The 24,198-nt window shown below is 69.1% G+C and carries 28 protein-coding genes, 1 pseudogene and 1 riboswitch; of the genes and pseudogenes, 14 read left to right on the plus strand and 15 right to left on the minus strand.

Annotated elements, in window-relative coordinates; genetic code table 11:
• The first annotated feature begins 422 nt into the window (after positions 1-422).
• On the plus strand, positions 423-659 hold the full coding sequence (locus tag ACFVV1_RS27930; RefSeq protein ID WP_389994634.1) for a hypothetical protein: 237 nt from the start codon (positions 423-425) through the stop codon (positions 657-659).
• Between the two features lie 111 nt (positions 660-770).
• The gene (locus tag ACFVV1_RS27935) at positions 771-1,694 is read left to right on the plus strand and encodes an NADP-dependent oxidoreductase (protein WP_389994493.1); all 924 of its coding nucleotides are present in this window, start codon (positions 771-773) and stop codon (positions 1,692-1,694) included.
• Positions 1,695-1,877: 183 nt separating this feature from the next.
• Here ACFVV1_RS27935 and ACFVV1_RS27940 read toward each other — a convergent pair whose 3' ends face one another.
• The 4 genes from ACFVV1_RS27940 to ACFVV1_RS27955 all read right to left on the minus strand — a co-directional run bounded on the left by ACFVV1_RS27940 (position 1,878) and on the right by ACFVV1_RS27955 (position 5,132).
• A complete protein-coding gene (locus ACFVV1_RS27940) occupies positions 1,878-2,243 on the minus strand; it encodes a TIGR02391 family protein (RefSeq protein ID WP_389994496.1) in 366 nt (121 codons plus the stop codon).
• On the minus strand, positions 2,137-2,868 hold the full coding sequence (locus ACFVV1_RS27945) for a restriction endonuclease (RefSeq protein ID WP_389994499.1): 732 nt from the start codon (positions 2,866-2,868) through the stop codon (positions 2,137-2,139). Before ACFVV1_RS27945 ends, ACFVV1_RS27940 begins: the two co-directional genes overlap by 107 nt.
• Positions 2,865-3,074 (minus strand): hypothetical protein, encoded by a 210-nt coding sequence (locus ACFVV1_RS27950; RefSeq protein WP_389994609.1) that lies wholly within the window; start codon positions 3,072-3,074, stop codon positions 2,865-2,867. The genes ACFVV1_RS27945 and ACFVV1_RS27950 overlap by 4 nt, the downstream gene beginning before the upstream one ends.
• 840 nt (positions 3,075-3,914) lie before the next feature.
• Positions 3,915-5,132: a serine hydrolase domain-containing protein gene (locus tag ACFVV1_RS27955; protein ID WP_389994502.1), complete on the minus strand. Its 1,218-nt coding sequence runs from the start codon at positions 5,130-5,132 to the stop codon at positions 3,915-3,917.
• A gap of 130 nt (positions 5,133-5,262) precedes the next feature.
• Between ACFVV1_RS27955 and ACFVV1_RS27960 the strand changes: the two genes are divergently transcribed.
• Entirely contained in the window at positions 5,263-5,487 is a 225-nt protein-coding gene (locus ACFVV1_RS27960) for a hypothetical protein (RefSeq protein WP_389994505.1), read from the plus strand.
• Between the two features lie 136 nt (positions 5,488-5,623).
• On the plus strand, positions 5,624-6,400 hold the full coding sequence (locus ACFVV1_RS27965) for a MerR family transcriptional regulator (RefSeq protein WP_389994507.1): 777 nt from the start codon (positions 5,624-5,626) through the stop codon (positions 6,398-6,400).
• Positions 6,401-6,723: 323 nt separating this feature from the next.
• Here the strand turns inward: ACFVV1_RS27965 and ACFVV1_RS27970 are convergent, their stop codons facing one another.
• The 5 genes from ACFVV1_RS27970 to ACFVV1_RS27990 all read right to left on the minus strand — a co-directional run bounded on the left by ACFVV1_RS27970 (position 6,724) and on the right by ACFVV1_RS27990 (position 11,744).
• Positions 6,724-7,116: a hypothetical protein gene (locus ACFVV1_RS27970; protein WP_389994510.1), complete on the minus strand. Its 393-nt coding sequence runs from the start codon at positions 7,114-7,116 to the stop codon at positions 6,724-6,726.
• A 398-nt stretch (positions 7,117-7,514) separates the two neighbouring features.
• The gene (locus ACFVV1_RS27975; RefSeq protein ID WP_389994514.1) at positions 7,515-8,948 is read right to left on the minus strand and encodes an arylsulfotransferase family protein; all 1,434 of its coding nucleotides are present in this window, start codon (positions 8,946-8,948) and stop codon (positions 7,515-7,517) included.
• A 522-nt stretch (positions 8,949-9,470) separates the two neighbouring features.
• Positions 9,471-10,184 (minus strand): IS3 family transposase, encoded by a 714-nt coding sequence (locus tag ACFVV1_RS27980; protein WP_389994517.1) that lies wholly within the window; start codon positions 10,182-10,184, stop codon positions 9,471-9,473.
• Positions 10,185-10,217: 33 nt separating this feature from the next.
• On the minus strand, positions 10,218-10,403 hold the full coding sequence (locus ACFVV1_RS27985) for a hypothetical protein (protein ID WP_389994612.1): 186 nt from the start codon (positions 10,401-10,403) through the stop codon (positions 10,218-10,220).
• Between the two features lie 243 nt (positions 10,404-10,646).
• The gene (locus tag ACFVV1_RS27990) at positions 10,647-11,744 is read right to left on the minus strand and encodes a MerR family transcriptional regulator (RefSeq protein ID WP_389994519.1); all 1,098 of its coding nucleotides are present in this window, start codon (positions 11,742-11,744) and stop codon (positions 10,647-10,649) included.
• 593 nt (positions 11,745-12,337) lie between these two features.
• Between ACFVV1_RS27990 and ACFVV1_RS27995 the strand changes: the two genes are divergently transcribed.
• From ACFVV1_RS27995 to ACFVV1_RS28005, 3 genes are all read left to right on the plus strand, one after another.
• On the plus strand, positions 12,338-12,973 hold the full coding sequence (locus tag ACFVV1_RS27995; RefSeq protein ID WP_389994615.1) for an ATP-dependent Clp protease proteolytic subunit: 636 nt from the start codon (positions 12,338-12,340) through the stop codon (positions 12,971-12,973).
• 7 nt (positions 12,974-12,980) lie between these two features.
• Positions 12,981-13,289, plus strand: coding sequence for a hypothetical protein (locus ACFVV1_RS28000; protein ID WP_389994522.1), 309 nt, complete (start codon positions 12,981-12,983; stop codon positions 13,287-13,289).
• A gap of 382 nt (positions 13,290-13,671) precedes the next feature.
• Positions 13,672-13,855: riboswitch (cyclic di-AMP (ydaO/yuaA leader) on the plus strand.
• A gap of 3 nt (positions 13,856-13,858) precedes the next feature.
• Positions 13,859-14,332 (plus strand): C40 family peptidase, encoded by a 474-nt coding sequence (locus ACFVV1_RS28005; RefSeq protein ID WP_389994525.1) that lies wholly within the window; start codon positions 13,859-13,861, stop codon positions 14,330-14,332.
• Between the two features lie 25 nt (positions 14,333-14,357).
• On the opposite strand, the gene ACFVV1_RS28010 is transcribed toward ACFVV1_RS28005, so the two are convergent.
• Positions 14,358-14,993, minus strand: coding sequence for a LysE family translocator (locus tag ACFVV1_RS28010; protein ID WP_389994618.1), 636 nt, complete (start codon positions 14,991-14,993; stop codon positions 14,358-14,360).
• On the opposite strand from ACFVV1_RS28010, the pseudogene ACFVV1_RS28015 reads away from it, so the two are divergent.
• Positions 14,991-15,806 (plus strand): annotated as a pseudogene (locus ACFVV1_RS28015) (LysR family transcriptional regulator substrate-binding protein); the annotation flags it as partial. The gene ACFVV1_RS28010 and the pseudogene ACFVV1_RS28015 sit on opposite strands and share 3 nt — an antisense overlap.
• A 22-nt stretch (positions 15,807-15,828) precedes the next feature.
• Here the strand turns inward: ACFVV1_RS28015 and ACFVV1_RS28020 are convergent.
• Both ACFVV1_RS28020 and ACFVV1_RS28025 read right to left on the minus strand, forming a co-directional pair.
• Positions 15,829-16,401 carry a dienelactone hydrolase family protein gene (locus ACFVV1_RS28020; protein ID WP_389994528.1) on the minus strand — a complete coding sequence of 191 codons (573 nt, stop codon included), beginning with the start codon at positions 16,399-16,401 and terminating at the stop codon, positions 15,829-15,831.
• Between the two features lie 128 nt (positions 16,402-16,529).
• The gene (locus ACFVV1_RS28025) at positions 16,530-16,961 is read right to left on the minus strand and encodes an ATP-binding protein (protein ID WP_389994531.1); all 432 of its coding nucleotides are present in this window, start codon (positions 16,959-16,961) and stop codon (positions 16,530-16,532) included.
• A 215-nt stretch (positions 16,962-17,176) separates the two neighbouring features.
• Between ACFVV1_RS28025 and ACFVV1_RS28030 the strand changes: the two genes are divergently transcribed.
• Together ACFVV1_RS28030 and ACFVV1_RS28035 are read left to right on the plus strand one after the other, a co-directional pair.
• The gene (locus tag ACFVV1_RS28030) at positions 17,177-18,037 is read left to right on the plus strand and encodes a helix-turn-helix domain-containing protein (RefSeq protein ID WP_389994534.1); all 861 of its coding nucleotides are present in this window, start codon (positions 17,177-17,179) and stop codon (positions 18,035-18,037) included.
• Between the two features lie 25 nt (positions 18,038-18,062).
• A complete protein-coding gene (locus ACFVV1_RS28035; RefSeq protein ID WP_389994537.1) occupies positions 18,063-18,269 on the plus strand; it encodes a DUF397 domain-containing protein in 207 nt (68 codons plus the stop codon).
• On the opposite strand, the gene ACFVV1_RS28040 is transcribed toward ACFVV1_RS28035, so the two are convergent.
• Entirely contained in the window at positions 18,262-19,404 is a 1,143-nt protein-coding gene (locus tag ACFVV1_RS28040) for an 8-amino-7-oxononanoate synthase (protein ID WP_389994540.1), read from the minus strand. The genes ACFVV1_RS28035 and ACFVV1_RS28040 overlap by 8 nt on opposite strands.
• 142 nt (positions 19,405-19,546) lie before the next feature.
• Here ACFVV1_RS28040 and bioB point away from each other — a divergent pair, with 142 nt between their 5' ends.
• From bioB to ACFVV1_RS28060, 4 genes are all read left to right on the plus strand, one after another.
• Positions 19,547-20,713 (plus strand): biotin synthase BioB, encoded by a 1,167-nt coding sequence (gene bioB, locus ACFVV1_RS28045; protein WP_389994543.1) that lies wholly within the window; start codon positions 19,547-19,549, stop codon positions 20,711-20,713.
• Positions 20,706-22,010: an adenosylmethionine--8-amino-7-oxononanoate transaminase gene (locus tag ACFVV1_RS28050; RefSeq protein ID WP_389994546.1), complete on the plus strand. Its 1,305-nt coding sequence runs from the start codon at positions 20,706-20,708 to the stop codon at positions 22,008-22,010. Before bioB ends, ACFVV1_RS28050 begins: the two co-directional genes overlap by 8 nt.
• 1 nt (position 22,011) lies before the next feature.
• Positions 22,012-22,719 carry a dethiobiotin synthase gene (gene bioD / locus ACFVV1_RS28055; RefSeq protein ID WP_389994549.1) on the plus strand — a complete coding sequence of 236 codons (708 nt, stop codon included), beginning with the start codon at positions 22,012-22,014 and terminating at the stop codon, positions 22,717-22,719.
• Positions 22,720-22,788: 69 nt separating this feature from the next.
• The gene (locus tag ACFVV1_RS28060) at positions 22,789-23,466 is read left to right on the plus strand and encodes a class I SAM-dependent methyltransferase (RefSeq protein WP_389994621.1); all 678 of its coding nucleotides are present in this window, start codon (positions 22,789-22,791) and stop codon (positions 23,464-23,466) included.
• A 63-nt stretch (positions 23,467-23,529) separates the two neighbouring features.
• Here ACFVV1_RS28060 and ACFVV1_RS28065 read toward each other — a convergent pair whose 3' ends face one another.
• On the minus strand, positions 23,530-23,901 hold the full coding sequence (locus ACFVV1_RS28065) for a fic family toxin-antitoxin system, toxin component (protein WP_093551070.1): 372 nt from the start codon (positions 23,899-23,901) through the stop codon (positions 23,530-23,532).
• On the minus strand, positions 23,898-24,125 hold the full coding sequence (locus ACFVV1_RS28070) for a hypothetical protein (protein WP_030921856.1): 228 nt from the start codon (positions 24,123-24,125) through the stop codon (positions 23,898-23,900). Before ACFVV1_RS28070 ends, ACFVV1_RS28065 begins: the two co-directional genes overlap by 4 nt.
• Between the last annotated feature and the right edge of the window lie 73 nt (positions 24,126-24,198).

Raw genomic sequence — 24,198 nt, forward strand, 5'->3', positions numbered from 1 at the left:
CTGAGGTCTGGGAGATGGACGCCGGGCAGTGCGTCGAGAAGGTCGGCCTCGGCGGCGCGGATGCTATGAGCGGGAGCCTCGGGGCCTGAGCCAAGAGTGCGGCGGGCGGTCACGATGATCACCGTAAGGGCCCGAGGTCGTGTCTCTGGTCGCAGCTCTGGTCGCACTCCTGGTCGCGCCTCACGTCGCGCTTCCGGTCGCACCTCTGGTCGCACCGGAAGCCATCGCCGAGGACGGCTCCGCAGGGCCCTGACCCGGGAGACAAGGGGACGTTTGGTGAACTCGCCGGACGTCGACTACTTCCCTGGAGAGCCCTCTACGCGGCGGCCCACTCGTGTGGCCGACCTCCGCGCCACTCCACCCATGAGGGGTCGTCGAGAAGGGGACCCGGGTCATCGAGCCCGGCTCGTCGCAGGAACTCGATGACGTCGATGTCGCTGCACTTCACTGTCCACCGGATCGTTGGCAGCGGGGATCTGTGGGTGAGCGAGTGCGTCATCACGTACGACGGGGTGCCCACCTACTCAGTGAGCATCATGGAATGTGCCCACGGGCATGTGGTGCACGAGCCGCAGTACTTCGCGGACGCCTTCGGTGCGCCTGAATGGCAGACAGCACTCGCGGAGCCGATGCCGCGCAGGAATATCGCCAAGGCCTGACCCAGGGCTAGCTTCGATCGGCAGCAGGCGGGCTGCAGGAGTTCGTGGCAGCCTGTTTCCGATCGCTCGAAGGGGGCGAAGCCTGAATCACCACGGGAGAGAGGACCTGACATGCAGGCCGTCGCCGTTCGAGACCGCGCCGCCGGTGTCGAGGGAATGTCGCTGACGGAGGTGCCCTACCCCCACCTCGCCGAGAACGACGTCATCGTGCGCGTGCATGCCGCTGGGTTCACCCCGGGGGAACTCGCCTGGCCGGGAACGTGGACGGATCGCGCCGGGCGCGACCGGACGCCGAGCGTGCCTGGACACGAGCTGTCGGGCGTCGTTGCCGAACTCGGGTACGGCACCACCGGTCTCTCGGTGGGCCAGCGAGTGTTCGGGCTGGCCGACTGGACCCGGAACGGCTCGCTGGCCGAGTACACCGCGGTGGAGGCTCGCAATCTGGCCCCGCTTCCGGCGGACGTCGACCACACGGCGGCCGCCGCACTGCCGATCTCGGGGCTGACCGCCTGGCAGGCCCTGTTCGACCACGGCCGGCTTACCGCGGGACAGACCGTCCTGGTCCACGGGGTCGCGGGCGGTGTGGGGTCGATCGCGGTGCAGCTCGCGCGTGAGGCGGGTGCGCGGGTGATCGGCACGGGCCGGGCCGGCGACCGGGACACTGCTGTCGGGCTGGGTGTGGATGCCTTCGTGGATCTGCAGGCCGATCGGCTGGAGGGCGTCGGGGAGGTCGATCTGGTCCTCGACGTGATCGGCGGCGAGGTCCAGGAACGCTCGGCCCCGCTGGTGCGGGCTGGGGGCACGCTGGTCACCATCGCCTCGCCGCCCGAGGTCCGTCCGCGGGACGGCCGGACCGTCTTCTTCGTCGTCGAGCCCGACCGTGCCCGGCTCGCGGACCTGGTCCAGCGGCTCAGGGACGGACGGCTCAAGCCGATCGTCGGCGAGGTCAGGGCGCTGGGCGAGGCACCCGCCGCGTTCGCCCCCGGCCGCCACGCCCGTGGCAAGACCATCATCCGGATCAGGGACGGCGGATAGCCGGCGGCAGAGCGCGCGGACGCCTGGCCCCCCGGGCCCTGGAAGCCGCCACCTTCGAGGGCCCCGCCGTCCCGCACCCGCCCGCCCGCCCGCCCGCCAACTCATCCAACGCGAAGCCCTACGCGCGGCCGTCCGCAGGCTCAAGGTCGACGCAGTCGAGGAATCCGGCTACAGCAGGCAGCGTCAGTTCTGCTCCGCGGCCGCGGCCCGCCGACGTGAGGCACGGTCGACCTGCCGCAGCAGCAGGTTGGCGAGCTGAATGATTTCTGCTGCCTCGACCGGGTCCTCGAAGTCGACAGTCCGGTGGCTCGCCGGGTTCTTGTACGCGCCGATCGCCCCGGCGAACAGAGCGGAGGCCGCATCCTGCTCGCCGCCTTCGGCTCCGGCGTCGGCGAGCGGCCCGCCGGCCTTCCCGTTCTGGTGCGAGGCGAAAGCCGGGGTTTCAGGAGAGAGAGGTCGGTTTGCGGGGCGGCGGGACGGCCCGGAGCAGTTCCCATAAGGGGCGTGAGCCGGACGCCCACACACCGAGGGTGTGGCGGTCGACGACATGGAGGCGCTGCTGCTTGGCGAAGGCGACGGCAGGCGCCGTGACGCGGCCGTTGGTGACGATCACCGCGATGTCGGCGCCGTGGACCTGGCGGGCGGTGCCGTTGAGGACCTGAAGGTCCGGGCTGCCCACCGCGGACCCGGCGAGGCCGTTGCGGCGGTGTTTGCACTGGATCACCCAGCGCCGCCCGTAGGGATCGGTGGCCTTCACATCAGCGCCCAGGTCCCCGCCGCCACCCACCCGGACGGCGTCCCGGCAGCCGTCACGGCGCATCAGGTCCCGTACCGCGTCCTCGAACCGGGAGTGGTGCAGGGCGTCCAGTTGGGATATCCCGTACCGCAGGCCCTGTGTGCGGACCGCTTCCCACCGCGCTCTCTGCTGCTTCTGGTAGAGCCAGCCGCCGCTGGCCAGCACCGCGAGTGCGCCGATGACGATCAGGATCCACCAGTGGGCCAGAAGCCAGTTGACGACGAACACCACCAGGGAGATGGCCAGGGCCGCGGCCACAAGGAGACCGATCAGCCGGTCGTCCGCGCGCTGCCGCCGCTTACCCGGCCTCCGGGAACGCCGCCGCGCCGACGGGCGCCTGGTCGTCGCCGCCCGCCCCTTACGCACCCGAGAGCTCACCGGCTGGACTGCGTGACGCCGCTCGCGAGCTGGCCCAAGAAATCCAGGATTCCCCGTCCCACCGGGGTCGGAGCGATAAGCACGCCCAGCGCCAGGACGATGACCACGGTGAACTTCTCGTCCAACCGGCTCCGGGCCTCCGTACGCCGGCGCAGCCGGAAGAAGACGATGACCGCGAGCAGTACAGCCACATTGATCGTCAGCAACCGCCGGACCTCCCACCAGTCCACGACCGTCCTTACAAGAGGGCAGCGGATGCCCACCCCAGCCCTCTTGTGTAGCCCGGACTCAGTGACGCTGTGGCCGAGTTGCCGGTGAATGGCAGTAAAGCGATCTGTCTGGCCGGATTCTGCAGGCGAACGGCGCGCGGCACGGCGCCAATGCTCCCCGAAGTCCGTCTCCGGGAGGAAAGGACATACCTACTGGGCCCGGTGGACGTACAAGAAACCGGCGCACGGAACGAAGACCAGCGCGTGGAAGCGCTCCTCCTGGACTGGCGACAACGGACGGGCGCGCGGCGTCGCGGTGGAAACACTGTGGGGGCATCGTGGCCAGTCCGGTGGACCGAAGCTGCCCAAGGGGACTGTGGTCTGTACTCAGTTCAAGGGATCGAATCAGAAAGCCTGCTACCGCCTCGGCTGACCGGCCTGGACTCCGCGCTCCGCCTTGGCGCGAGCAGCGGCACCCGGCGGCCCGCCTGGGCACCTGGGCACCTGGGCCGGCGGACTCCGCCTCCTGCGCGTGGTCCTTGTACAGGTGGTAGCCGTAGCTTCACGCCACGCGTGGCCGTACACGGTCCGCCGCCGGTGCGTGTACCGCTTCACACACGACGCGTTCTCGGTCCCCAACTGCCCCCTGGCCGAAGCCGCCGGTGATGGGGATCTCTGGAATCGGCCAGGGCTGCTCGTCGCCCCCCTTGCTCCCTTCCTGAACCGAGTGGGGAGCGGAAGTGAGCGCCTCTCAGGTTGGCATGCCGGGGTCGCCACCTTGGGCGAGCCGTTGTCTGCGCATGTGGACCGGCCACGCCAAGCTCAGCGAGCGCGATGTCAGTCGGTGGCCTGGTAGAGCGTGGTCCAGAAGTCGTGGATGAGGCGCGCCGAGTCCGGGGTGGACATCCCGACCTGGGTGAGCAGGATTCCGGTGAGTTGGTTGCCCGGGTCGGCGTAGGCGGTGGTGCCGGTACCGCCGTCCCAGCCGAACTGGCCGATGGGCGCGTAGTCGCCGCGCCTGGTGCGCGCTGCCATCCCGAAGCCCCAGCCGCCCTGCTGGCCTTGGCCGACCGTGATGTGGGCGATGTTCCTGTACATGGTGTCCCGGGCGGCTTGTTGCGCGGGTGTGAGGCGGTTGGTGGTCATCAGCTCGACGGCGGGCCGGGACAGGATTCGTTCGCTGCCGTGCATGCCGTGGTTCAGTAGCATCTGGAAGTAGGCGTGGTAGTCGTCGGCGGTGGAGACCAGCCCGCCGCCGGCGCCCTGGAACGCCGGAGGCCGACTAGTCCTTCCGCCTTCGGCCTCGTCCCACACGAGGAACTCTCCGGTCTGCGGGTCGGGCCCGTAGAGGGGCGGCAGCCGGTCGATCTTGTCGGCGGGCACGTGGAAGGCGGTGTCCTTCATCCCCAGCGGATCGAGGATGCGTTCGCGCAGGAACGTCTCCAACGGCCGACCCGTGACCCTGGCGACCAGCACGCCGAGTACTTCGTTGCTGAGGTCGTACTGCCACCGCTCTCCGGGCTGGTACGACAGCGGCAGCTCGCTGAGGCGGCGCATCCACTCGTCCGGGTCGGGCGCCGGGCCGGATGCCACGCTGTAGTCGAGACGCTCGAACGTCGCGGCCCTGATCGGGGAGTCCAGCAGATCGAAATCCACTCCGAGCCCGAACGTGGAGGTCAGCAGGTCCCGTACGGTGATCGGCCGCCGCGCCGGCACGGTCTCCTCCAGCGGGCCGTCGGGCCGCTTCAGTACCCGCCGGTCGGCGAGTTCGGGCAGCCATGGGTCCACCGGCTCGTCCAGCCGCAGCCTGCACTCGTCGAGCAGGACCATCGCCGCCGCCATCGTGACCGGCTTGGAGCTGGATGCCATCCGGAAGATCGTGTCCCGGCGCATCGGCGCGCCACCGTCATGACGCATCGTCCCGATCGCTTCGACGTGCGTCCGACCGCCGCGGCTGACCAGGGCGACGAGTCCGGGAATCTTCTTGGACTCGACATGCCGTGCCAGCACGTCGCGCAGTCTTGCTTCGGAGAAGCCGCTGTTGTTCGTTCCCATGATGAATCTCCTTGTCCACAGTGTTGGACCTCGCGGCGGCCCTGGTGGCTACCTGGCCACTTCGGGCGGCCATGCGAAGAGCCTGCACCCTTGACCCAAGGTCAAGGTCAACCTGTATCGAGATGACGGGGTGACCGGCACCGATCGCAAGCACCCCGGTCTGGACCAGGCGTTGGCCGCGGTCCGCGCCGGCCGGCACGCCGAGATCGCCATCGATGCCCATGTAATCCACGCCGCCCCCGGCCCGGTCCTCGACACGTTGACCGTCCCGGTGCGGTATGTGGTCGCCTCAGCTGCCGGCCCCGGCAGCAGGGGGATGGGCCGGAACAGACGCGCGCTATCCTCGCCCGTGTGATCGTCCGCAACCCCTGCCTCAAGGAGAGCGCGAAGGTCGCCGGCGCCCGCGGCTCGATCCTGCGCAAGGACTCCGACCGTCGCCGACGCGGCTCGCGAGACCGCAGCCGCCCACGATCTGGAGGTGCCCCGAACCGATGACAGACGGGCTCACCATCGGTCAGGCAGCCGCGTTCGTCGGCGTCACGATCAAGACCGTGCGGCACTATCACCGGCTCGGCCTGGTCGCCGAGCCGGAACGCGACGGTTCCGGCTACCGGCGTTACCGATCGGCCGGCCTGTTCCGGCTGGTCCAGGTCCGGACCCTGGCCGGGGCAGGCGTGCCGCTGGCCGAGATCGGTGACCTGCTCGACGCCGATCCCGAACGGTTCGCCGCCACCCTGGACGACGTCCATCGTCAGCTCACCGAACAGATCGAGGACCTGACCGCGCGCCGCGACAGGCTGCACCGTCTCGACCATGGTGACCGGGCCCTGCTGCCCGACCGGGCCTGCGCGGTCCTGGACCGACTCCCCGATCTCGGCTTCAGTCCCGACTACGTGGCTGGTCAACGGGAGGCTCTGGTGCTGGCACGGGCGCTGGTTCCGGAGATCTTCGACAGCTTCCTGACCCGGCTCGAACATTCGCTGGACGATCCCGAGTCCGTCGAGCTGACCAAGCGCGGCTTGGATGCGAGGTACTGGGATCCGGACGACCCGCGGATCGAGGAGCTGGCGCACACGCTGGCCGACAAGCTGCTGGCCAACCGCGCGCTGCTGGCGATGCCGACCGGGTTTGAGAACCAGTCCGACGCCGCCTCCCGGTACGGACTGGTCAACCACCACCGGGAAGACCAGTCACCGTCCATCGCCCGATTGAACACGCTGGTCGAGGCGAACCTGCGCGCAGCCGGCATCGACATCCCGCATCAGTGACGGCCACCCAGCAGAACCGGTGTTGCGGCGGGACGCCCGCCCGGTCCCGCCGCGTCCGGACCGGGCCGTCTGTCGGGCGGCCCCTTCGCTGCGGCATCCGACCGCAAGTCAGCGCGCCGTCGATGGGGAGGCAAGGTGAGCAGGTCCGGGGAGACCCTGAGTACGAGGTGGGGAGATTCAAGGAGCCCCATCACGTGCGGGAGTTCGGCGAGCCGGTGCCGGCGGTGCGCGGAAACAAGCAGCGCGCACGCATGACGCCCTGCTCGCCGCTTGGACCGAGCTGACCGCGATACACCCGCCGGCCCGCCCGCTCGCCGACTTCCTCAGTGCCGTTCGTAAAACTGCCAGCCGCCGTCGGCGTTACGACGATGCTCGTGTACGTAGGGATCCGGCTGCAAGGACAGCTCATCCCAGTCGACCTTCTCGACTTCTGCCCAGCTGATCGAGGTTGCGCTGTGCCCCTCGTGGTCCTCGTACAGATCACGGACGCGTTTCGACACATCGTGTGGAAGGCCGCGGGCGGCTGCGAGCGGTTCGAAGGCTTCATCGTTGAGGATCCCGAAATCGTTGCGGACCCCGAAGAGGCATGCGAAGGCGTCGTAGTCCCGCACATCGTTCAGGTGATCCAGGTTGATGGCGGCGTGCCAGTACGAGTCGTTCTCGTAGTCGCGATAGCTGCGGCGGCATTCGATGAAGCCGTGTATGTCACACCCCATGCAGACCATCTTCGTGATCCAGGACAGGCGCCCGCCACCCAAAATTGAGCGGACGGCAGCCGGTCGCCACGATGGCGGGATCGCCCGCTGTTTTCGACAGGGTGAACGGGAGCCACTTGGGCAACGGGAATGGGAGCCACGTTGCTCTGTTCGTGGCGGAGTTGGACCGCAACACAGGTCCGTGATCGGCAACGAGATTGGGAGCCACCCTATCGGGTGACACACGACGCTGCCGGGATGGGTGCCGGAGTGTCTGTGAGAGCGGTCCACGCGCGGACCGATGGCTGGGGTCCCGACTTCTCCCAGCCCGCACATCCGATGGGAAGGACGCCGACCCCTCCGTCGTTTCCCGGCAGTCAACTGTGTTGAGGATCAGCCATGCCGTAGCCGTGCCGCGGCTACCTCTTGGTGTACCTCGTCGACTGTCGGCTGGAGAGGTTCACGACGTGGGAGGTCCCAAGGACTTTGCCCTGCGCATTCAGCGCCTTTACCTGGAAGTACGGTCCGGGGGCGTTCGTGGTGACGGCTGTCTCGAATCCGGACCGTGGGGCGTGTCTGACAACGACCGACAGGGCGTGGGGGTCGGACCCGGCGAGTACCCGCCATGCTCTGGTCTGTGTCGAGCCGTTCCAGGAGGCGTAGACGACGCTGTGCCCGCCGTCGGACCGTGCCGCGGCACTCGGTGGGTAGTACGGTGTGCCGATCCATTCGTTCCGGAACGCTCGGTACGAGATGTTGGAGCCCGGCAGCTTCGCGTCGTAGAGCAGGTTCTGCGAGCCGTTGCCCTGGGTGTTCCCCGCGCCCGCGTACTCCGAGTAGTACGGGGACTGGCCCCATCCGATGAATTCGTTGCCGTTGGAAAGGGCCTGGGTGTTTCCCTGGGTCGGCGACTCCAGCGCTGGCTGGTGGTAGTAGGTCCTGTCCACGGTCGCCTTCCGGCTGCGGAAGTCGAGGTTGAGGATCAGGCCGTGCGACACCTGTTCAGGGGCGCCGTCGGGCAGGTCGCAGCAGCCGTCGTCGAACATGCTGATCCGGTTTCCCGGCCGGAATCGGGCATCGTGCTGCCAGAAGAAGTCCGCGTTCGGGCCGAAGGTGAAGTCGGTTTTCTTCCCTCCGAGTTGCCAGCGGACCTTCCCGGATCTCTTGGCGACGTCGTAAACCGCCCACATGTTCCGGGCCGAGATCAGCAGCCGGCCGTCAGGACCCTCGTCGACCGAGTTGATGTGAAAGGCGTCCCACACCCCGTCGGACGACGACGCACTGGAGACTGGCTCCTCGGAATCGGCGGGGTCGAGGTGGTCCAGCGCGTTCCACGAGAAGAGGAGTCTGCCCGAAGCGAGGTCTACCTCCTGGATCTCGCTGTTCTCGATCGCTCCGTTCTTCGGGCCTCCGTAGGGCGTGAGATCCACGGGCACGGGTTTGGAGGCGATGAACAGCGCGGTGCCCCTGCGCGTCAGGGTGAATTCGTGCTCGTCCGGGTAGTAGCCGTGATGCGCGAAGACCGTCTTGAGCAGGCGGTAGTGGGTGTCGTAGATGTAGTAGCACCCGCCCGGTTCGGGCGCACCGGCCGGGAGGTTCGTATAGGCCGGGGGGAGCGCGAGGGTGCCCTGCCACCAGGTCAGCACCGGTTGTCCCCAGCCTCTGCGGCCGTCGTAATAAGTCTGGACCTTGAAGTCGGCATTCTGGAGGTTCGTGGAGGGCAGTGGGCGGAACCAGACCGGATCACCGGAGTTGTCGTTGATCAGTGCCCCGGTCTGGCCGACCATCTGGTCCGCGCTGAACGGCGCGACAAAGATGTCCCCGCGAGCCGTCCCCGGTTTGTTCGCCGTCACGGTCACCCGCATGGGGTGAAGGCCCGGCTCGGAGACGAAACTCCACACGTCGCTGCCCGACAGGATTGGTGGCGGAGTACTTTCCGACGGAGGGAAGGGCGTCGTCGCGCACAGGCGGGGCGCGCCCTCTTGCGAACTCGCCGCGGCCGAGGGCACGCAGCTTGCGACGACACACCCCGCAGCGAGCACACAGGCACCGACCGTGCGACGCGTCCTTCCTCGTGTCCGGCGAGCCCATGGCTCTCGCGTCGCCATTGCCGACCTCCTTGGCACCCGGAACCCTTCTCCGATGGTGGTGCCGCTCGTCTTCGAACGTCTTGTTCGGTTCGCCCCTCCGACCCGGAATGGTCAAGACCGGGAGGAGTTGTTCCCCGGGTAACGGTAAGCAGCAAGGACCGCCTGCGACTGCTCAAAGCCACGCCGGTAGGCCATTCGGCAGGCGTGGTCTCACCCGGACACACGACAGAGCCATCGCAGGATGAGGGGGTGGCCTGTCAATCCCCTTCGATCGTGGAGTCCTTCCTATGCAGCCAACCCCACGGTGAGGCCGGCCCAGTACTCGCGTTCGTAGTCGATCGGACTCTTGAAGTCGCACACGCTGTGTAGTCGGCGGGTGTTGTAGAAGCTGGTGATCCAGGTGGCGATTCGGATCCTGGCCTCGGCGCGGGTGCGGAATGTGTGCCGGTGGACGTACTCGACCTTGAGGGCGCTGTTGAACGCCTCGCTGACGGCGTTGTCGAAGCACGACCCCACTCGCCCCATAGACCTCGTGATTGCCAGCCTGCGGCAGGCGCGGGTGAACTTTCGCGAGCCGTACTCCGACCCGCGATCCGAACGGAAGATCACGCCGCGGACGTCGCCGCCTCGGGCTGCCGCGGCCATGTGCAGTGCCGCGATGACCAGGTCGGCATCGTGACGCTCGCCCATCGCGTATCCGAGCAGGCGCCGGGAGAACAGGTCGATGACCGTGGCGAGGTAGAGCTTGCCCTTAGCGACGGTGTTCACCGAGACGCGCCAACCCCGTCGGATCAGCAGGACGAAGATCTTCGGAGATCCGTAGGCGCCACCGGACTCGCTGAAGATCTCCGTGATCTCGTTGGCCAGCCGCTGCCTGCGCAGCTCACGAGCGGTGGGCCGCCTCTCACGCCACTTGTAGAACCACGACTCGCTCACGCCCAGGGCGCGGCACGAGACGGTGTGCGAGATGCCGTGCTCGGTCCTGTTGTCGCTGATCACCCGGCCACAGCGGCCGGGTCCGCCACGGCTACTTCACCCACAGGACCATGCAGCGTTTGAGGACATCACGCTCCATCCCAGTTCCTTGTTCTCCTTCTTCAACGCCGCGTTCTCCGCCGTCAGCCACGCGATCAACGCGTCCCTGTCCTCGACAGTCGCCTTCCCGGCCCGCTTCGCCCGCGAGACCCAGCTCGCCAGCGTCGTCTCGTTTATCCCCAGGTCCTCCGCGACCTCGGGGACTCTGCGCTACGGCGGATACGCCGGCACTTGGGGTTTCGCCCTCTGCCTCGCCAGGACCGACAAGTACGAGGGCACCATCCTGCCCACCGGCAGCTTCGTCGGCACCCCCGAGGACGCTCTGGACTGCGCCTGCGGCCTCTACCTCGCCACCCCGGACATCTGACCAACGCCACACGGCACCGGCTCCGGAGCCGCCCCCTAAGGACTTCCAAAGCCGACCAGTCAGTTTTCCAGGCGGACAGGCATCAGTATCGAAAACGTGTCCTCGGCGTCGGTCCGGCGGATCGCCAGGGGCGCCGTTGGGGCTCCGACCTCCAGAATCAGTTGGTCCCGGGCCCCAGCGGTGAGGGCATGCAGCAAGAACTCGCGATTGACGGCGATGTTGCCCTGGCCGTCGTCGCCGTCTTCGCAGACACGCACCGTGCCGTCGCCCGCCACCTTGAGCACGCTGAGGTCACAGGACACACCGTCCTGCTCGCGCACCTCGCTGACGCGGACCGGGCCGGATTCCACCGCCACCCGGAAAGCCGGGACATCGACGAGGGCACGGTGCCCTGCCGGCAGGCGGATGAGGCGACGGTAATCAGGGAAGTCGTGATCGAGACACTGGCCGGCCGCCTGACGGTCCCCTGCCTCCAAGTCCACGCGGTCACCGTCCACAGTGAGCTGGGCGGATGCGTCGTCACTCAGCAGGGCTCGCATCGCGTCGGCGAGCGGGGACGGCACGATGACCTGCATACGGGGCCCGCCATGCCCGGTGGTACCGGCTTGTGCGACTGCCATCCGGTACCGGTCGGTGGCCACGATATGGAGCGTCTCACCCTCGATGTCGAACAGGACACCGCCGAGCATCGGCAGCTCCGGGTCGGTACTGGCGGCGAAGCGGACCGCGTCCAACGCCGCGGCCAACTCAGGCGCGGAGACAGCCAACCGGACGGTGCTGGCGGAGCGGAGCAAAGTCATGGGATTCTCCCTGCATTCGAGTAGCGCTCGGACTGCGGAGAACTCAATGCGGGCATCGGACAGCCCCAGTTCAAGACGACGCAGATGCGCCTGAAGCAGCTGCCGCACCAGGTCGGTGTCCTCACTGGACCAGCCGGCCAGCACCAGCCGAATGTCCGCCAACGGCATACCGGCCCGGCGCAGCCGGGCCAGCAACCGGGCCTCTTCAAGCTGCTCGGGGCCGTACCCGCGGTAGCCGCTCACAGGATCCACCCAAGTCGGGACCAGCACGCCGGCACCGTCGTAGAACCGCAGGGCGCTCACGCTCAGTCCACTGTCCCGGGCCATCTCACCAATACTGCGCATCTCGCTCTCCACACCCAGAACCCTGAGCGCTCCACCAAGTCGAGGGTCAACCCCAGCCGACCGACTCGAATATGAACAGCATCCGGGTACAGAGGCAAGGCCGGCCGATGGAGGCCGAGGAGGACGAACGACCCGTACTGAACGTGGGCAGGCCGACAGCAGCGTGCCGCCGATGTCAACGGCCATTGGGACACCCACGTGGGCGGGGTTCTCCCGATCCGTTTGCCATCAGGGGGCTGCGCCTGCAGCCTCTACCTCGCCAGACATGACACCGGCTGCGGAGTCAACCCCCGAAGGACTTCCGGAGCCGGCCACTAAGCGTCCACCTGAGCCCCGAGGACCTCCGCGTCGCCTCGGGCCACCTCACTTCTCTACTCGGTTTCAGTGAGGGCGAAGCAGCCTGATGATCAAGACGTCTAGAGATTGCGAGATATCCGCCCTCAGCGAACAGCCAAAACAGCCTCTGACCTGGGACTTTTAGTGGATCAATAGGATCACGCCCCCACCATAACCTTCTGTACGTCCTGTACATTTTTTACAGGTGCTTGCGCAGACCCCGCGCACGCGAATCTCGTACAGATCCCGGAAGAGAGGCATCGTTCATGCTGTTCCGTCCTGCCGCCCGCTACGTGCTGCCCGAGTTCACCGAGCGCACGACCAACGGGACCCGCACCCTCGACCCGTACTCCAAGCTGCTAGCCGAACGCATCGTCTTCCTCGGCACCCCGGTCGACGACACCGCGGCCAATGATCTGGTCGCCCAGTTCATGTATCTGGAACACGCCGCCCCGGACCGGCCCATCTCCCTCTACATCAACTCCCCCGGCGGCTCGTTCGGGGCCATGTCGGCGATCTACGACACGATGGAGTACCTCACCTGCGAGGTGGAGACCTACTGCCTCGGCCAGGCAGGTTCCTGCGCGTCGGTACTGCTCGCGGCGGGCGCTCCCGGCAGGCGGCACGCACTGCCCGGGGCGCGGGTCGTCGTACAGCAGCCCGAGCTCACCGAGCCGGTGCAGGGCCAGCCGTCCGATCTGGAGATCGAGGCGAGGGAGTTGGAGCGGGTCCGCGAGATGCTCACCAGACTGCTGGCCCGTCATACCGGCCGCGGCGCCGAACAGATCGCCACCGACATCGAGCGCGATCTGATCCTCGACGCCCCGGGCGCCAAGGCGTACGGCCTGGTGGACCACATCATGGAGAACCGGAAGTCATCGCTCCCGCCGCACGGCGCGCGGTGAACGCCCGATGCGGCCACCGGAGTTGCCACCACTGCCCGCACTGACGTGCGCCGAGGGCGAGTTCATCGACCGCTATCTCGAAGTCCTCGACCAACTGGGCCGGATCAACCCGGCCCGCGGCAGCGACACCTACGGCGCGCTGCGGGCCGCACAGGCGCTGGCCTCACGGGCGGGCGCGCTGCGGGACGCCCTCGCCTTGATGCACGAGCGCGGCGAAGCACAGATCCACGCCGCCACCCTGGCCCGGGCGCTGCGGGTGCTGGACGGGGAACGGCGGGCCGGACGCGTCACCGTACCCCCTGCTCCGGCGAGTTGATCAACCGTTTCGTCGCCGGGCCGGCCGGGACCAGCCGGCTTCCCTGCGCCCCCCGACAGGAGGCAGCCAACTCCCCTTCGCGACACGCCCGGTGGTCACATCAAAATTCCTCGCTCTTTCGGCGTAGAAAGTCCCTCTCGCGAGAGATTTCTCCACTTGCGTTCTTCGGGTGGACAATGAGCGGAATCCGTGATTCCACCCCTGGTGCGGGACCGGTTCGAATGACCGTCGGCGCTCCCGAAAACGTCGGCTCCACCCGAACGGGTCAGCCGTGAGGAGCCTCACAATTCGTCGTTTCTCATCGGAAATCCGACAGTCGGTGAGTCAAGATCCCTGGGACGACAAGCCCCCGCCACAGCGACGGGGCGGTCCGGGCGGACGCCGAGTCCTGCCGCCGTCCGGATGTCTGGTCGACAGAAGTGGATCGGCAGGAGTGGAGGACCCGAGCACAACGGGTCGACCGGATCACCGGTCGACCCTCGGGGTGAAGCCGCCGAGCGCGGCCGGGCAACTTCGCCAGCCCGAACCCGACAGGTCATCCTTCACAGGCGGCTGACGAAGGGTTGCGCATGACTGCGCAGGTTCATGTCCCGTCTCTGCTCGCCCGGGCCGGTACGGCCTCGGTTCTGACTCTGGCCGCCGTCGGCGGCACCATGCTCGCCCCGGGCGCCGCAACGGAGGCCCAGGCGGCGACTCTCTCCATGAAGGCGCTCAAGATCGCCGCGTCCAAGAAAGGATCGCCGTACAGGTGGGGGGCCACCGGCCCCAACCGCTTCGACTGCTCGGGTCTGACGGCCTATTCGTTCAAGAAGGCGGGCAAGAAGCTCCCCCGCACGGCCCAGCAGCAGTACAACAAGACCCGCCACATCCCGGCCTCGCACAGGCAACGCGGCGATCTGGTCTTCTTCCATTTCGGTCGCAGCATCTACCACGTGGGGATCTACGCCGGTCACGGCAAGATCTGGCATTCGCCGAGGACCGGTGCGGTGGTCCGGCTGGAGAAGATCTGGACGAAGCGCGTCTATTACGGTCGGATCCGCTGACGCGGTCCCAGCGCAGCTGAGAACCTCAGTGCAGCAGGGGGCCGGACACCAGCACCAGCCCCAACGCCGTAAGCGCCGCGCCACTGCCGCCCTCGATGGCGCGGGCGGTACGCGGTCGGCGCAGCCACCGGCCCATCCGGTCCACCAGGAGCGCCACGGCGGGGAACCAGACCAGCGCGAGCAGCGCGACGATCGTCGCTAGCAGCAAGGTCCTCGGGAGCGGCGGCTGCCCGTCGGGAACGAACTGCGGCAACAGGCTCAGGAAGAGCACCGGCGCCTTGGGTTTCAGGGCATTGGTGCGGAAGCCCTGGCGCAGCGCGCGTACGGTTCCCCGCCCTGCGGGTTCGCCCGCCGTCCCGTCCGCCCCGTCCGTGGTGCGGCGCCGTGCCGCGTACAGGGCGCTGATGCCGAGGTGGAGGACGTAGGCCCCACCGAGCAGTTGGACGGTGCGGAACAGCACGGGCACCGTCACCAGCACGGCGGCGAGCCCGGCGACGGCCAGCGCGGTGTGCACGAGGAGTCCCCCGGCAACGCCCAGCGCGGTCGCCACGCCCGCCCACCGGGAGGCGAGCGCATTGCGTACGACGACGGTGAAGTCCGCGCCCGGCAGCGCGACCATGCCCGCGGCGACCCCGGTGAAGGCGATGAGTTGTGCGTCCAGGAGGCGGGCGCCGCGCTGCTTATCCGCCACCACCGAGGGGCCCGCCTCACAGCCGCGGGCGAGCTGCTGGTCGGACATGCACGGCGGATCCTCGACGAGATGGACCAGGCCCGCCATGAGCTGGCCCGCCTGTCCGGACTCTCCGGCGGACGCCTGCGCGTCGGTACGTTCACCACCGCGGGCATCCATCTGCTTCCGCCGGTCCTGAGCGCCTTCCGTCGCGCCCACCCGGAGGTGGAACTGGCGGTCACCGAGTACGAGCCGCCGGACGGTGTCGCGGCGGTGGCCGCGGGCGAGGTCGACCTCGCGCTGACCCATGTGTACGAGCCGGCCGCCGCGGCGGCCCGGCCCTCCGGAGTGTTCGCCGAGCCGCTGCTGGTCGAGGAACTGGTCCTGGTCACGGCAGTGGGGCAGATGCTGGCCGACGGCACCGGGAGGCTGCCGGTGACGGAGCTCGCCGGGCGGCCGCTGATCAGCAGCGCGCCGACGCATCCGCCGCGTCGCGGCGTGGAGCAGGCGTTGGCCGAGGCGGGGGCGACACCCGCCGTGGTCTGCGAGTCGCCCGGCTACGCGCTGGTGTGCGCGTTGGTCAGCGCGGGCATCGGGATGGCGGTCGTCCCGGAGATGGTGGCCGCGATGTCGCCGACGCCCCTGTCCGTGCGGCGACTTGAGCCCGCCTCGTTCCGGCGCACCATCTCGGTGGTGCATCGGGGCGACCGGGCGAGCGCCGCGGCGGCAACGCTCAAGGCGCTGTTGCGCAGTGGGTCCGGACGGGCGGCATCGGCCCAGCGGCAGGGCGGCGAGGGCGGGTGATCGGGCGACCGTCGTGCTCAGCTCACCGGGAGCGGAGGAACGTCCGCGTTCGGTCGAGGAGCAGCGCGGCTGCCTCGGCGTCGTAGGAGGGCAGCGAGCTGTCGGCGAACAGATGCTGGTCGCCCGGGTAGAGGTACAGCTCGGCGTCGGGGGCCTCGTCGACGAGTGCGCGGGCGGCGTCCGCGTCGCCCTCGGTGGTGAAGAGACGGTCCTCCTCCATGGCGTGGATGCGGACCGGTACCTGCGATGGCCACGTTCCGAACATGGAGCTCGGCACGCACGAGTGGACGAATACGGCTCCGCGTGCGCCGGGCCGCGTCTGCGCCAGCTTCTGCGCGGGCAGCACGCCGAGGGAGAATCCGATGCAGACCAGCTCGGCCGGTGAGTCGGCCACCGCCCGCGTGCCGCGATCGAGTATGTCCTCGACGCCGATCTGTTCCGCATATGCCAGTCCCGCCTCCAGGGTGTCGAAGGTGCGGCCGTCGTACAGGTCGGGCGTATGCACGGTGAACCGGTCACCGCGCAGTTCGTCGGCAAAGGCGGTCACGCCCGGGGTGAGGCCCTGAGCATGATGAAACAGCACCACTTCGGTCACCCTGGGTCTCCAACTGCCTTGGGACAAGGATCGATCCGTCAATCTAGCGCGCTGTCCCGGGTGTTCGGTCGGCGGGCGAGCCGTGGCCCTTGACCTGCCCGGGGAAACGGGGCTGGTCGGGAGGTTGGTCAGTTCTGCGCGGGGATGCTCCATGGGAGCGCGATCCAGACCGTCTTGCCGCCGTCGGCGGTGGGGGTGACGGTGAGCCGGCCTCCGCACTCCTTGGCCAGAGAGCGGATGATCACCATGCCCCGTCCGTTGTCCTGCTGAACGGCGGCGGGCAGCCGCCGGGGCCGGCGCGGGTGACTGTCCGTCACCCCCAGATGCAGCAGTTCCTCCCGCTCCAGCCTCAGGTCCACGGTGAAGGTGGGCGACTGTCCGAAGGTGTGCTGGACGGCGTTGGTCGCGAGCTCCGAGACGATGAGCCGGATGCCGTCGGCGAACTCCGTGGCGGCGGCCAGGCCCCATTCGGAGAGCACCCGGTCCACATATCTCCGGGCCGCCGCGACCGAGACCGGCTCGCTCGGCAGAGTGACGCTTGCTTCTTGGTGGTCTGCCATGGCGAGCCGTCCCTTTCCCACCCGAACCGACTCGCGACCGGTCCCGGTTGTGCTTCGCGCCAGATTTCCACGATGCTGCCCCCTCTGGCGGCGATCCACCAAGATATGCATATATCTGTCGCTCAATGCGGTGAACCCTGCCACGCGAAACCGTATGCAGGCGTCACACTGTCCGCTCGGCAGGAAGAGGAGCGGAAATGGGAGGGAGGCCGCAGATGCGGCACGGTCCTGTGGTACGACGCCGCAAGCTCGGGGAGGAGCTGCGGAGTCTGCGTCTGACGTCGGGAATGACCAGCCGGGACGCCGGGCAAATGCTCGGCTGGCACCAGTCGAAGGTGAGCCGGATCGAGACCGGTGTCAGTGGAGTGCGGCCGGCCGATGTGGCACGGTTGCTGGACGCGTACGGCGTGGACGACCCTCAATTGCGGACGCTCCTGGAGGGACTGGCGGGTTCGGCGGGCGGGGGCGGCACCGGCTGGTGGCATGCGTATCGCGGTCTGATTCCGCCCCAGTACCGCGACTTCATCAGTCTGGAGTCCCAGGCGCGGACCGCGCGCACCCTGGAGACCTCGGTGGTGCCCGGACTCCTGCAGACGGCGGACTACGCCCGTGCGGTGACCCGGGCGTCGCTGGACGGGTTACCCGCCGGCCAGCTGGACTCCCTGGTGGAGGTACGGCTCGCCCGGCAGGGGGTGCTGCGGACCGATCCGCCACTGCGGCTGAGCGCGGTGCTCGACGAGGCGGTACTGCGACGCCGGGTCGGCGGGCGCCGGGTGATGAGAAACCAGCTGCGCCATCTGACCCGTGTGGCTCAACTTCCCCACGTGCAGCTTCAGTTACTGCCGTTCTCGGTCGGTGAATATGCCGGCCTCACCGGACCTTTCGTTATCTTCTCATTTCCGAACACTTCTGATCTGGACGTGGTAGTTCTCGACCATTTGACGAGTAGCCTCTATCTGGAGCGGAAAGAAGACCTTGAGGCATACAGCTCGGCCTTCCGCACGATGCAGGCGCACGCGCTGTCGCCGCAGCACTCGTTGGACCTCATCGCCGCGATCGACCGCGACGATCAGTGACCCCGGACCGCCCGAGGGGGGCGTCATGTCGGATTGCTTCGCACAGCACTCGTTACGGTGGCGGCGCAGCAGCCGCAGCACGGGGATGAACAACTGCGTGGAGGCCGCGCCATTCGGTGACGGACGGCTGGCCGTGCGGGACTCCAAGGATGTGTCCAGGCCACCGCTGCGGTTCTCAGCGGCGGCCTGGACCTCTTTCGTCTCCGGCCTGCACCGGGGTTCGGTCAGCTGACGGGAGCGGTCCGCCGCACGATCGCCACCGCCTCGGCAATCTGCTCCTCGGTCAGATCGGCGCGCGCGGTGAGCCGCAGCCGGGAGACACCGTCCGGCACCGACGGCGGCCGGAAGCATCCCACCGCGATTCCCGCGGTACGGCAGTCGGCCGCCCAGCGCACCGCCGCGTCCGCCGAGGGCGCCCGTACCGAGACCACGGCGGCGTCGGGGCGTACGGCGGTCAGGCCGGCGGTGGTCAGCCGCTCGTACAGCGCGGTGGCGACGTCACGGACTCGTTCGGCGCGCTCCGGCTCGCGGCCGAGCAGCCGCAGGCTGCCCAGCGCGGCGCCCGCGGCGGCCGGCGCGAGACCCGTGTCGAAGATGAATGTCCTGGCCGTGTTGACCAGGTGTTCGATGACCCGGGCCGGACCGAGGACTGCTCCGCCCTGGCTGCCCAGGGACTTGGAGAGGGTGAGCGTGGTGACGATTCCGTCGCCGCCCGCGAGACCGGCGGCGGCGAGCGCGCCCCGGCCGCCGTCCCCGAGCACACCCAGACCGTGCGCGTCGTCGACGAGCAGTGCGGCGCCCTCCGTCCGGCAGGCGTCGGCCAGTTCGGACAGCGGCGCGGCGTCGCCGTCGACCGAGAAGACCGAGTCGGTGACCACCAGCGCACGGCCGTCGTGTGTCTGCAGGGCCTTGCGCACGGCGTCGGCGTCGGCATGCGGAACGACGGCGGTCTCGGCCCGGGAGAGCCGGCAACCGTCCACGATCGAGGCGTGGTTGCCCGCGTCGGAGACGATCAGCGAGCCGCGGCCGGTGAGCGCGGTGAGGGCGGCGAGATTGGCCGTGTACCCCGATGACAGGACCAGGGCCGCCTCGAACCCGCAGAATTCGGCCAGCTCATGTTCGAGTTCGGCGTGCAGGGCGGTGGAGCCGGTGACGAGCCGCGATCCGGTCGCACCCGCACCCCACCGGCGGGCGGCCTCGGCGGCGGCAGCGGTGACCTCGGGGTGCCGGGTCAGGCCCAGATAGTCGTTGCTCGCGAGGTCCAGGAGTTCTGGTTCGGCGGGCCGGGGGCGGAGCGTACGGACGAGTCCGGCGTCCGCGCGGCGGCGCGCCTCGTCGTCGATCCAGTCGAACGGGGCGAAGGACATGAGCGGTCCCTTTTGTAGGCAGCTCACAGACCCTAGCCGGGGGCGCAGCAGGTCATGGTGTGGCAATACACACACCCGAGGCGAACTCCGTTGTCCGGTTCCTCCTTGGCTGCGGGCCGTGTCGTAGGCCAGGATCAACGTCATGGACCTCCTGAACACGCTGGTGGACAAGGGGCTGCGGCGCGAGCTGCCGACCCGCGAAGAAGCACTCGCCGTACTGGCGACCCCGGACGACGATCTGCTCGACGTGGTGGCCGCGGCCGGAAAGGTGCGCCGTCAGTGGTTCGGGCGGCGCGTGAAACTGAACTATCTGGTCAATCTCAAGTCCGGACTCTGCCCGGAGGACTGCTCGTACTGCTCGCAGCGGCTCGGCTCGAAGGCCGAGATCCTCAAGTACACCTGGCTGAAACCGGATGAGGCGTCGAAGGCCGCCGCGGCCGGCGTGGCGGGTGGCGCCAAGCGGGTGTGTCTGGTGGCGAGCGGTCGCGGACCGACGGACCGTGATGTCGACCGGGTGTCGGAGACCATCGAGGCGATCAAGGAGCAGAACGAAGGCGTGGAGGTGTGCGCCTGTCTGGGTCTGCTCTCCGACGGACAGGCCGACCGGCTGCGTTCGGCGGGCGCCGACGCGTACAACCACAACCTCAACACGTCCGAGGGGACGTACGGGGACATCACCACCACCCACACCTACGCGGACCGGGTGGAGACCGTGCAGCAGGCGCAGGCCGCCGGGCTCTCGGCGTGCTCCGGGCTGATCGCCGGGATGGGCGAGAGCGACGCCGATCTGGTCGATGTCGTCTTCTCGCTGCGGGAGCTGGACCCCGACTCGGTGCCGGTGAACTTCCTGATCCCGTTCGAGGGAACCCCGCTGGCCAAGGAGTGGAACCTCACCCCGCAGCGGTGCCTGCGCATTCTGGCCATGGTCCGGTTCGTCTGCCCGGATGTGGAGGTCCGGCTCGCGGGCGGACGCGAGGTGCATCTGCGCTCGATGCAGCCGCTCGCCCTGCACCTGGTCAACTCGGTCTTCCTGGGCGACTACCTGACCAGTGAGGGGCAGGCGGGGCAGGCGGATCTGGACATGATCGCGGACGCCGGTTTCGAGGTGGAGGGAGCGGGGACGACGACACTGCCCGCGCACCGTGCGCCGGCGGGTGCCGGCTGCGGTTCGCACGACGGCGGGTGCGCGCCGTGCGGCGACGCGCCCGGGGATGCCGTGGCCGAACCCGGCGAGGTCCCGGCAGCGCGCACGGATCTGGTGGCGGTGCGCCGTCGCGGTGCGGGCACGGATCTCGCCCCCAATGCCTGAGGCCCTGGCCCCGGCCGAGCTGCGGTCCCTGGACCGGGCCCACGTCTGGCATCCGTACGGCCCCATGCCGGGACGTCAGGAGCCGCTGGTCGTGGAGTCCGCGTCCGGGGTACGACTCCGGCTCGCCGAACCGGCCCACGGGCAGCACGAGCTGGTCGACGGCATGTCGTCGTGGTGGTCGGCGGTGCACGGCTACAACCACCCGGTGCTCAACGAGGCGGCACGCGATCAGCTGGACCGGATGAGCCATGTGATGTTCGGCGGGCTCACCCATGAGCCCGCCGTGCGGCTGGCCACCCGGCTGGTCGAGATCACCCCGGAGCCGCTGCGGCATGTCTTCCTCGCCGACTCGGGTTCGGTGTCGGTCGAGGTCGCGGTGAAGATGTGTCTGCAGTACTGGCGCTCGGCCGGGCGGCCGGCCAAGCAGCGGCTGCTGACCTGGCGCGGCGGCTACCACGGGGACACCTGGCAGCCCATGTCGGTGTGCGACCCCGAGGGCGGCATGCACGAGCTGTGGTCGGGCGTGCTGCCCCGGCAGATCTTCGCGGACGAGCCACCGGCCGGTTTCGACGCGGAGCCGGATGCCGCGTACGCCCGCCATCTGCGAGAACTGATCGCGGAGCACGCCGACCGGCTGGCCGCGGTGATCGTGGAGCCGGTGGTGCAGGGAGCGGGCGGCATGCGGTTCCACTCCCCCGCCTATCTGCGGGTGCTGCGCGAGGCGTGCGACGCGCATGACGTGCTGCTGGTGTTCGACGAGATCGCCACCGGTTTCGGCCGTACGGGGAAGCTGTTCGCCGCCGGGCACGCGGGGGTCTCGCCCGATGTCATGTGCGTGGGCAAGGCGCTGACCGGCGGCTATCTGACGATGGCGGCGACGCTGTGCACCTCTCGGGTGGCGGAGGGCATCTCGCGCGGCGACGTGCCGGTGCTGGCACACGGACCGACGTTCATGGGCAATCCGCTCGCCTCCGCCGTGGCGTGCGCCTCGATCGACCTGCTGCTCGGCCAGGACTGGGAGCGGGAGGTCCGGCGGATCGGTACGGGGCTGCGGGAAGGTCTCGCCCCGGCGGCGGAGCTGCCCGGCGTGCGAGAGGTGCGGGTGCTGGGCGCGATCGGCGTCGTACAGCTCGACCACGAGGTGGACATGGCGGCCGCGACCCGGGCGGCGGTACGGGAGGGTGTGTGGCTGCGGCCGTTCCGCGATCTCGTCTACACGATGCCGCCGTATGTGACCGATGACGACGATGTGGCGCGGATCTGCCGCGCGGTGTCCGCGGCTGCGCGGGAGGGCTGAGATGACGGTTCTGATGGTGTCGGGTACGGGCACGGAGATCGGCAAGACGGTGGTGACCGCGGCCGTGGCGGCGGCGTACCGGGATCGCCGCGTCGCGGTGCTCAAGCCCGCGCAGACAGGGCTGGCCCCCGGCGAGCACGGGGATGCCGCCGAGGTCGTACGGCTGGCGGGCGGCCATGTGACCGCGGTCGAACTGGCCCGGTTCCCGGAGCCGTTGGCCCCGGCCACGGCCGCCCGCAGGGCCGGTCTCCCACCGGTACGGACGTACGAGATCGCCGAGGCGGCCGAGAAGCTGGCGGCCGAATACGATCTGGTGCTGGTCGAGGGTGCGGGCGGGCTGCTCGTGCGGTTCGACGACGAGGGCGCGACCCTCGCCGACGCGGCCCGGCTGCTGGCCGCACCGGTTCTGGTCGTGACGCAGGCGGGACTGGGCACGCTCAATGTCACCGCGCTGACCTCGGAGGCCCTGCGGGCCCGGGGGCTGGAGTGCCTCGGCGTGGTGGTGGGCAGCATGCCCGCCGAGCCGGACCTCGCGGCGCGGTGCAATCTGTCGGACCTTCCGGTGGCGGCGGGTGCCCCGCTGCTGGGCGCCGTGCCGGCGGGTGCGGGGGCGCTGGAGCCGGCCGTTTTCCGTGCGCGGGCCGGGAGTTGGCTGGCTGCGGAGCTGGGCGGGAACCGGCCCCCGGATGAGCGGCTGAGCCGTGCGTGACGGGGGAGAATCGAAGTAGCCGTACCTTGCGGGTCGAGTGCCGTGTCGAGGAGGTCCGTCATGCGCGTCATGCGTCTTCGCAGCACGAAAATCCCGGAGGACGCGGTGCACCACCCCGTCTTCGCCCGGATCTACGCCCGGATGAGCGTGGCGGCGGAGACCGGGGCGGGGCTGGCCGCGGTGCGCTCGGAGCTGTTGGCCGGTCTGTCGGGCCGGGTCATCGACATAGGCGCGGGCAACGGCCTGAACTTCGCGCACTACCCGCCCGCGGTATCGGAGGTGGTGGCCATCGAACCCGAGCGCAGCCTGCGGCAGTTGGCGGTGGCGTCGGCACTGCGTGCCGGAATGCCGGTGGATGTGGTGCCGGGCACGGCGGAGGCCCTGCCGGTGAAGAGCGAGGCGTTCGACGGGGCGGTCACCTCGCTGGTGCTGTGCACCGTACGGAATGTGGAGCGATCGCTCACGGAGATCGTGCGGGTGCTGCGGCCCGGCGCCGAGCTGCGCTTCTTCGAGCATGTGCGAGCCGATGACCGGGTGATGGCAGCGACCCAGCGGGCACTGGACCGTACGGTCTGGCCGCTGCTGACGGGCGGGTGTCACACGGCGCGCGACACCCTGGCCGCCATCGAGAGGGCCGGGTTCACGGTGGAGACCTACCGGCGGGTCAGGATGCCGGACTGGGGAATCCGGCTGCCCACGTCCGACTGCGTGCTGGGCGTGGCCCGGCGGCCGACCGTGGTGGACTGACCCTTCGGTTCACCGCCGCGCAGCCCACCGCGCGCACCGGAAACGTCCCGCGGGCCGGAGACCTCACAGACTCCACTGGCGCAGTTCGTCGGCGATGGCCCGGACGTCCGCCTTGCCCTCCTTCACCAGTCGGGCCAGGTCACGCACCTGCTCGGGCGAGGTGATGACCTTCAGCCCGGAGGCGACGAGATAGCCGTACGCGACAGCCGAGGAGAACATCGCGTTGGAGTGTTCGAGCGCGGGGACATGGAGCAGCAACTGCAGAAGGGCCGCGGCCCTGGAGTGCGGGTCGCTGTAGACAGGGCTGCCGAAGATCTCGGCCTCATGGCGGGCCACCGCGGCCACGAGCGCACCCCAGTCGACGACCTGCGGATCGCCGGGGGTCTTGTGCTCGGCCACCATGAGCAGCCAGGAAAGGTCGATCTGGAGATTCAACGCGTGCCTTTGCGCTCCGGGCCGAACTCCTCGGCGAACACCGACTCGTACTGCTTCATGAAGTCGGCCGCAGCTTCGACAAAGGTGTGTCCGACCTCGCCGGCATCCTGCTTCACGAGTTCCTCTATGTAGCGGTTCACGCTCATCCCCCTCTGCAGCGCGCGCTGTCGCGCGGCCTCGGCGGTAGCCTCGTCCACTCTCACGTTCAGCTGAGTCTTGGGCACGGCAACACGCTAGCGCGGGCGTGCTAGCACCAGCAAGAGGAGCCTTACGATGCCCCGTACACCGGTCGTGCGT

It is taken from the genome of Streptomyces sp. NPDC058092 (assembly GCF_042884935.1).
In the GTDB taxonomy this organism is placed as follows: Bacteria; Actinomycetota; Actinomycetes; order Streptomycetales; family Streptomycetaceae; genus Streptomyces.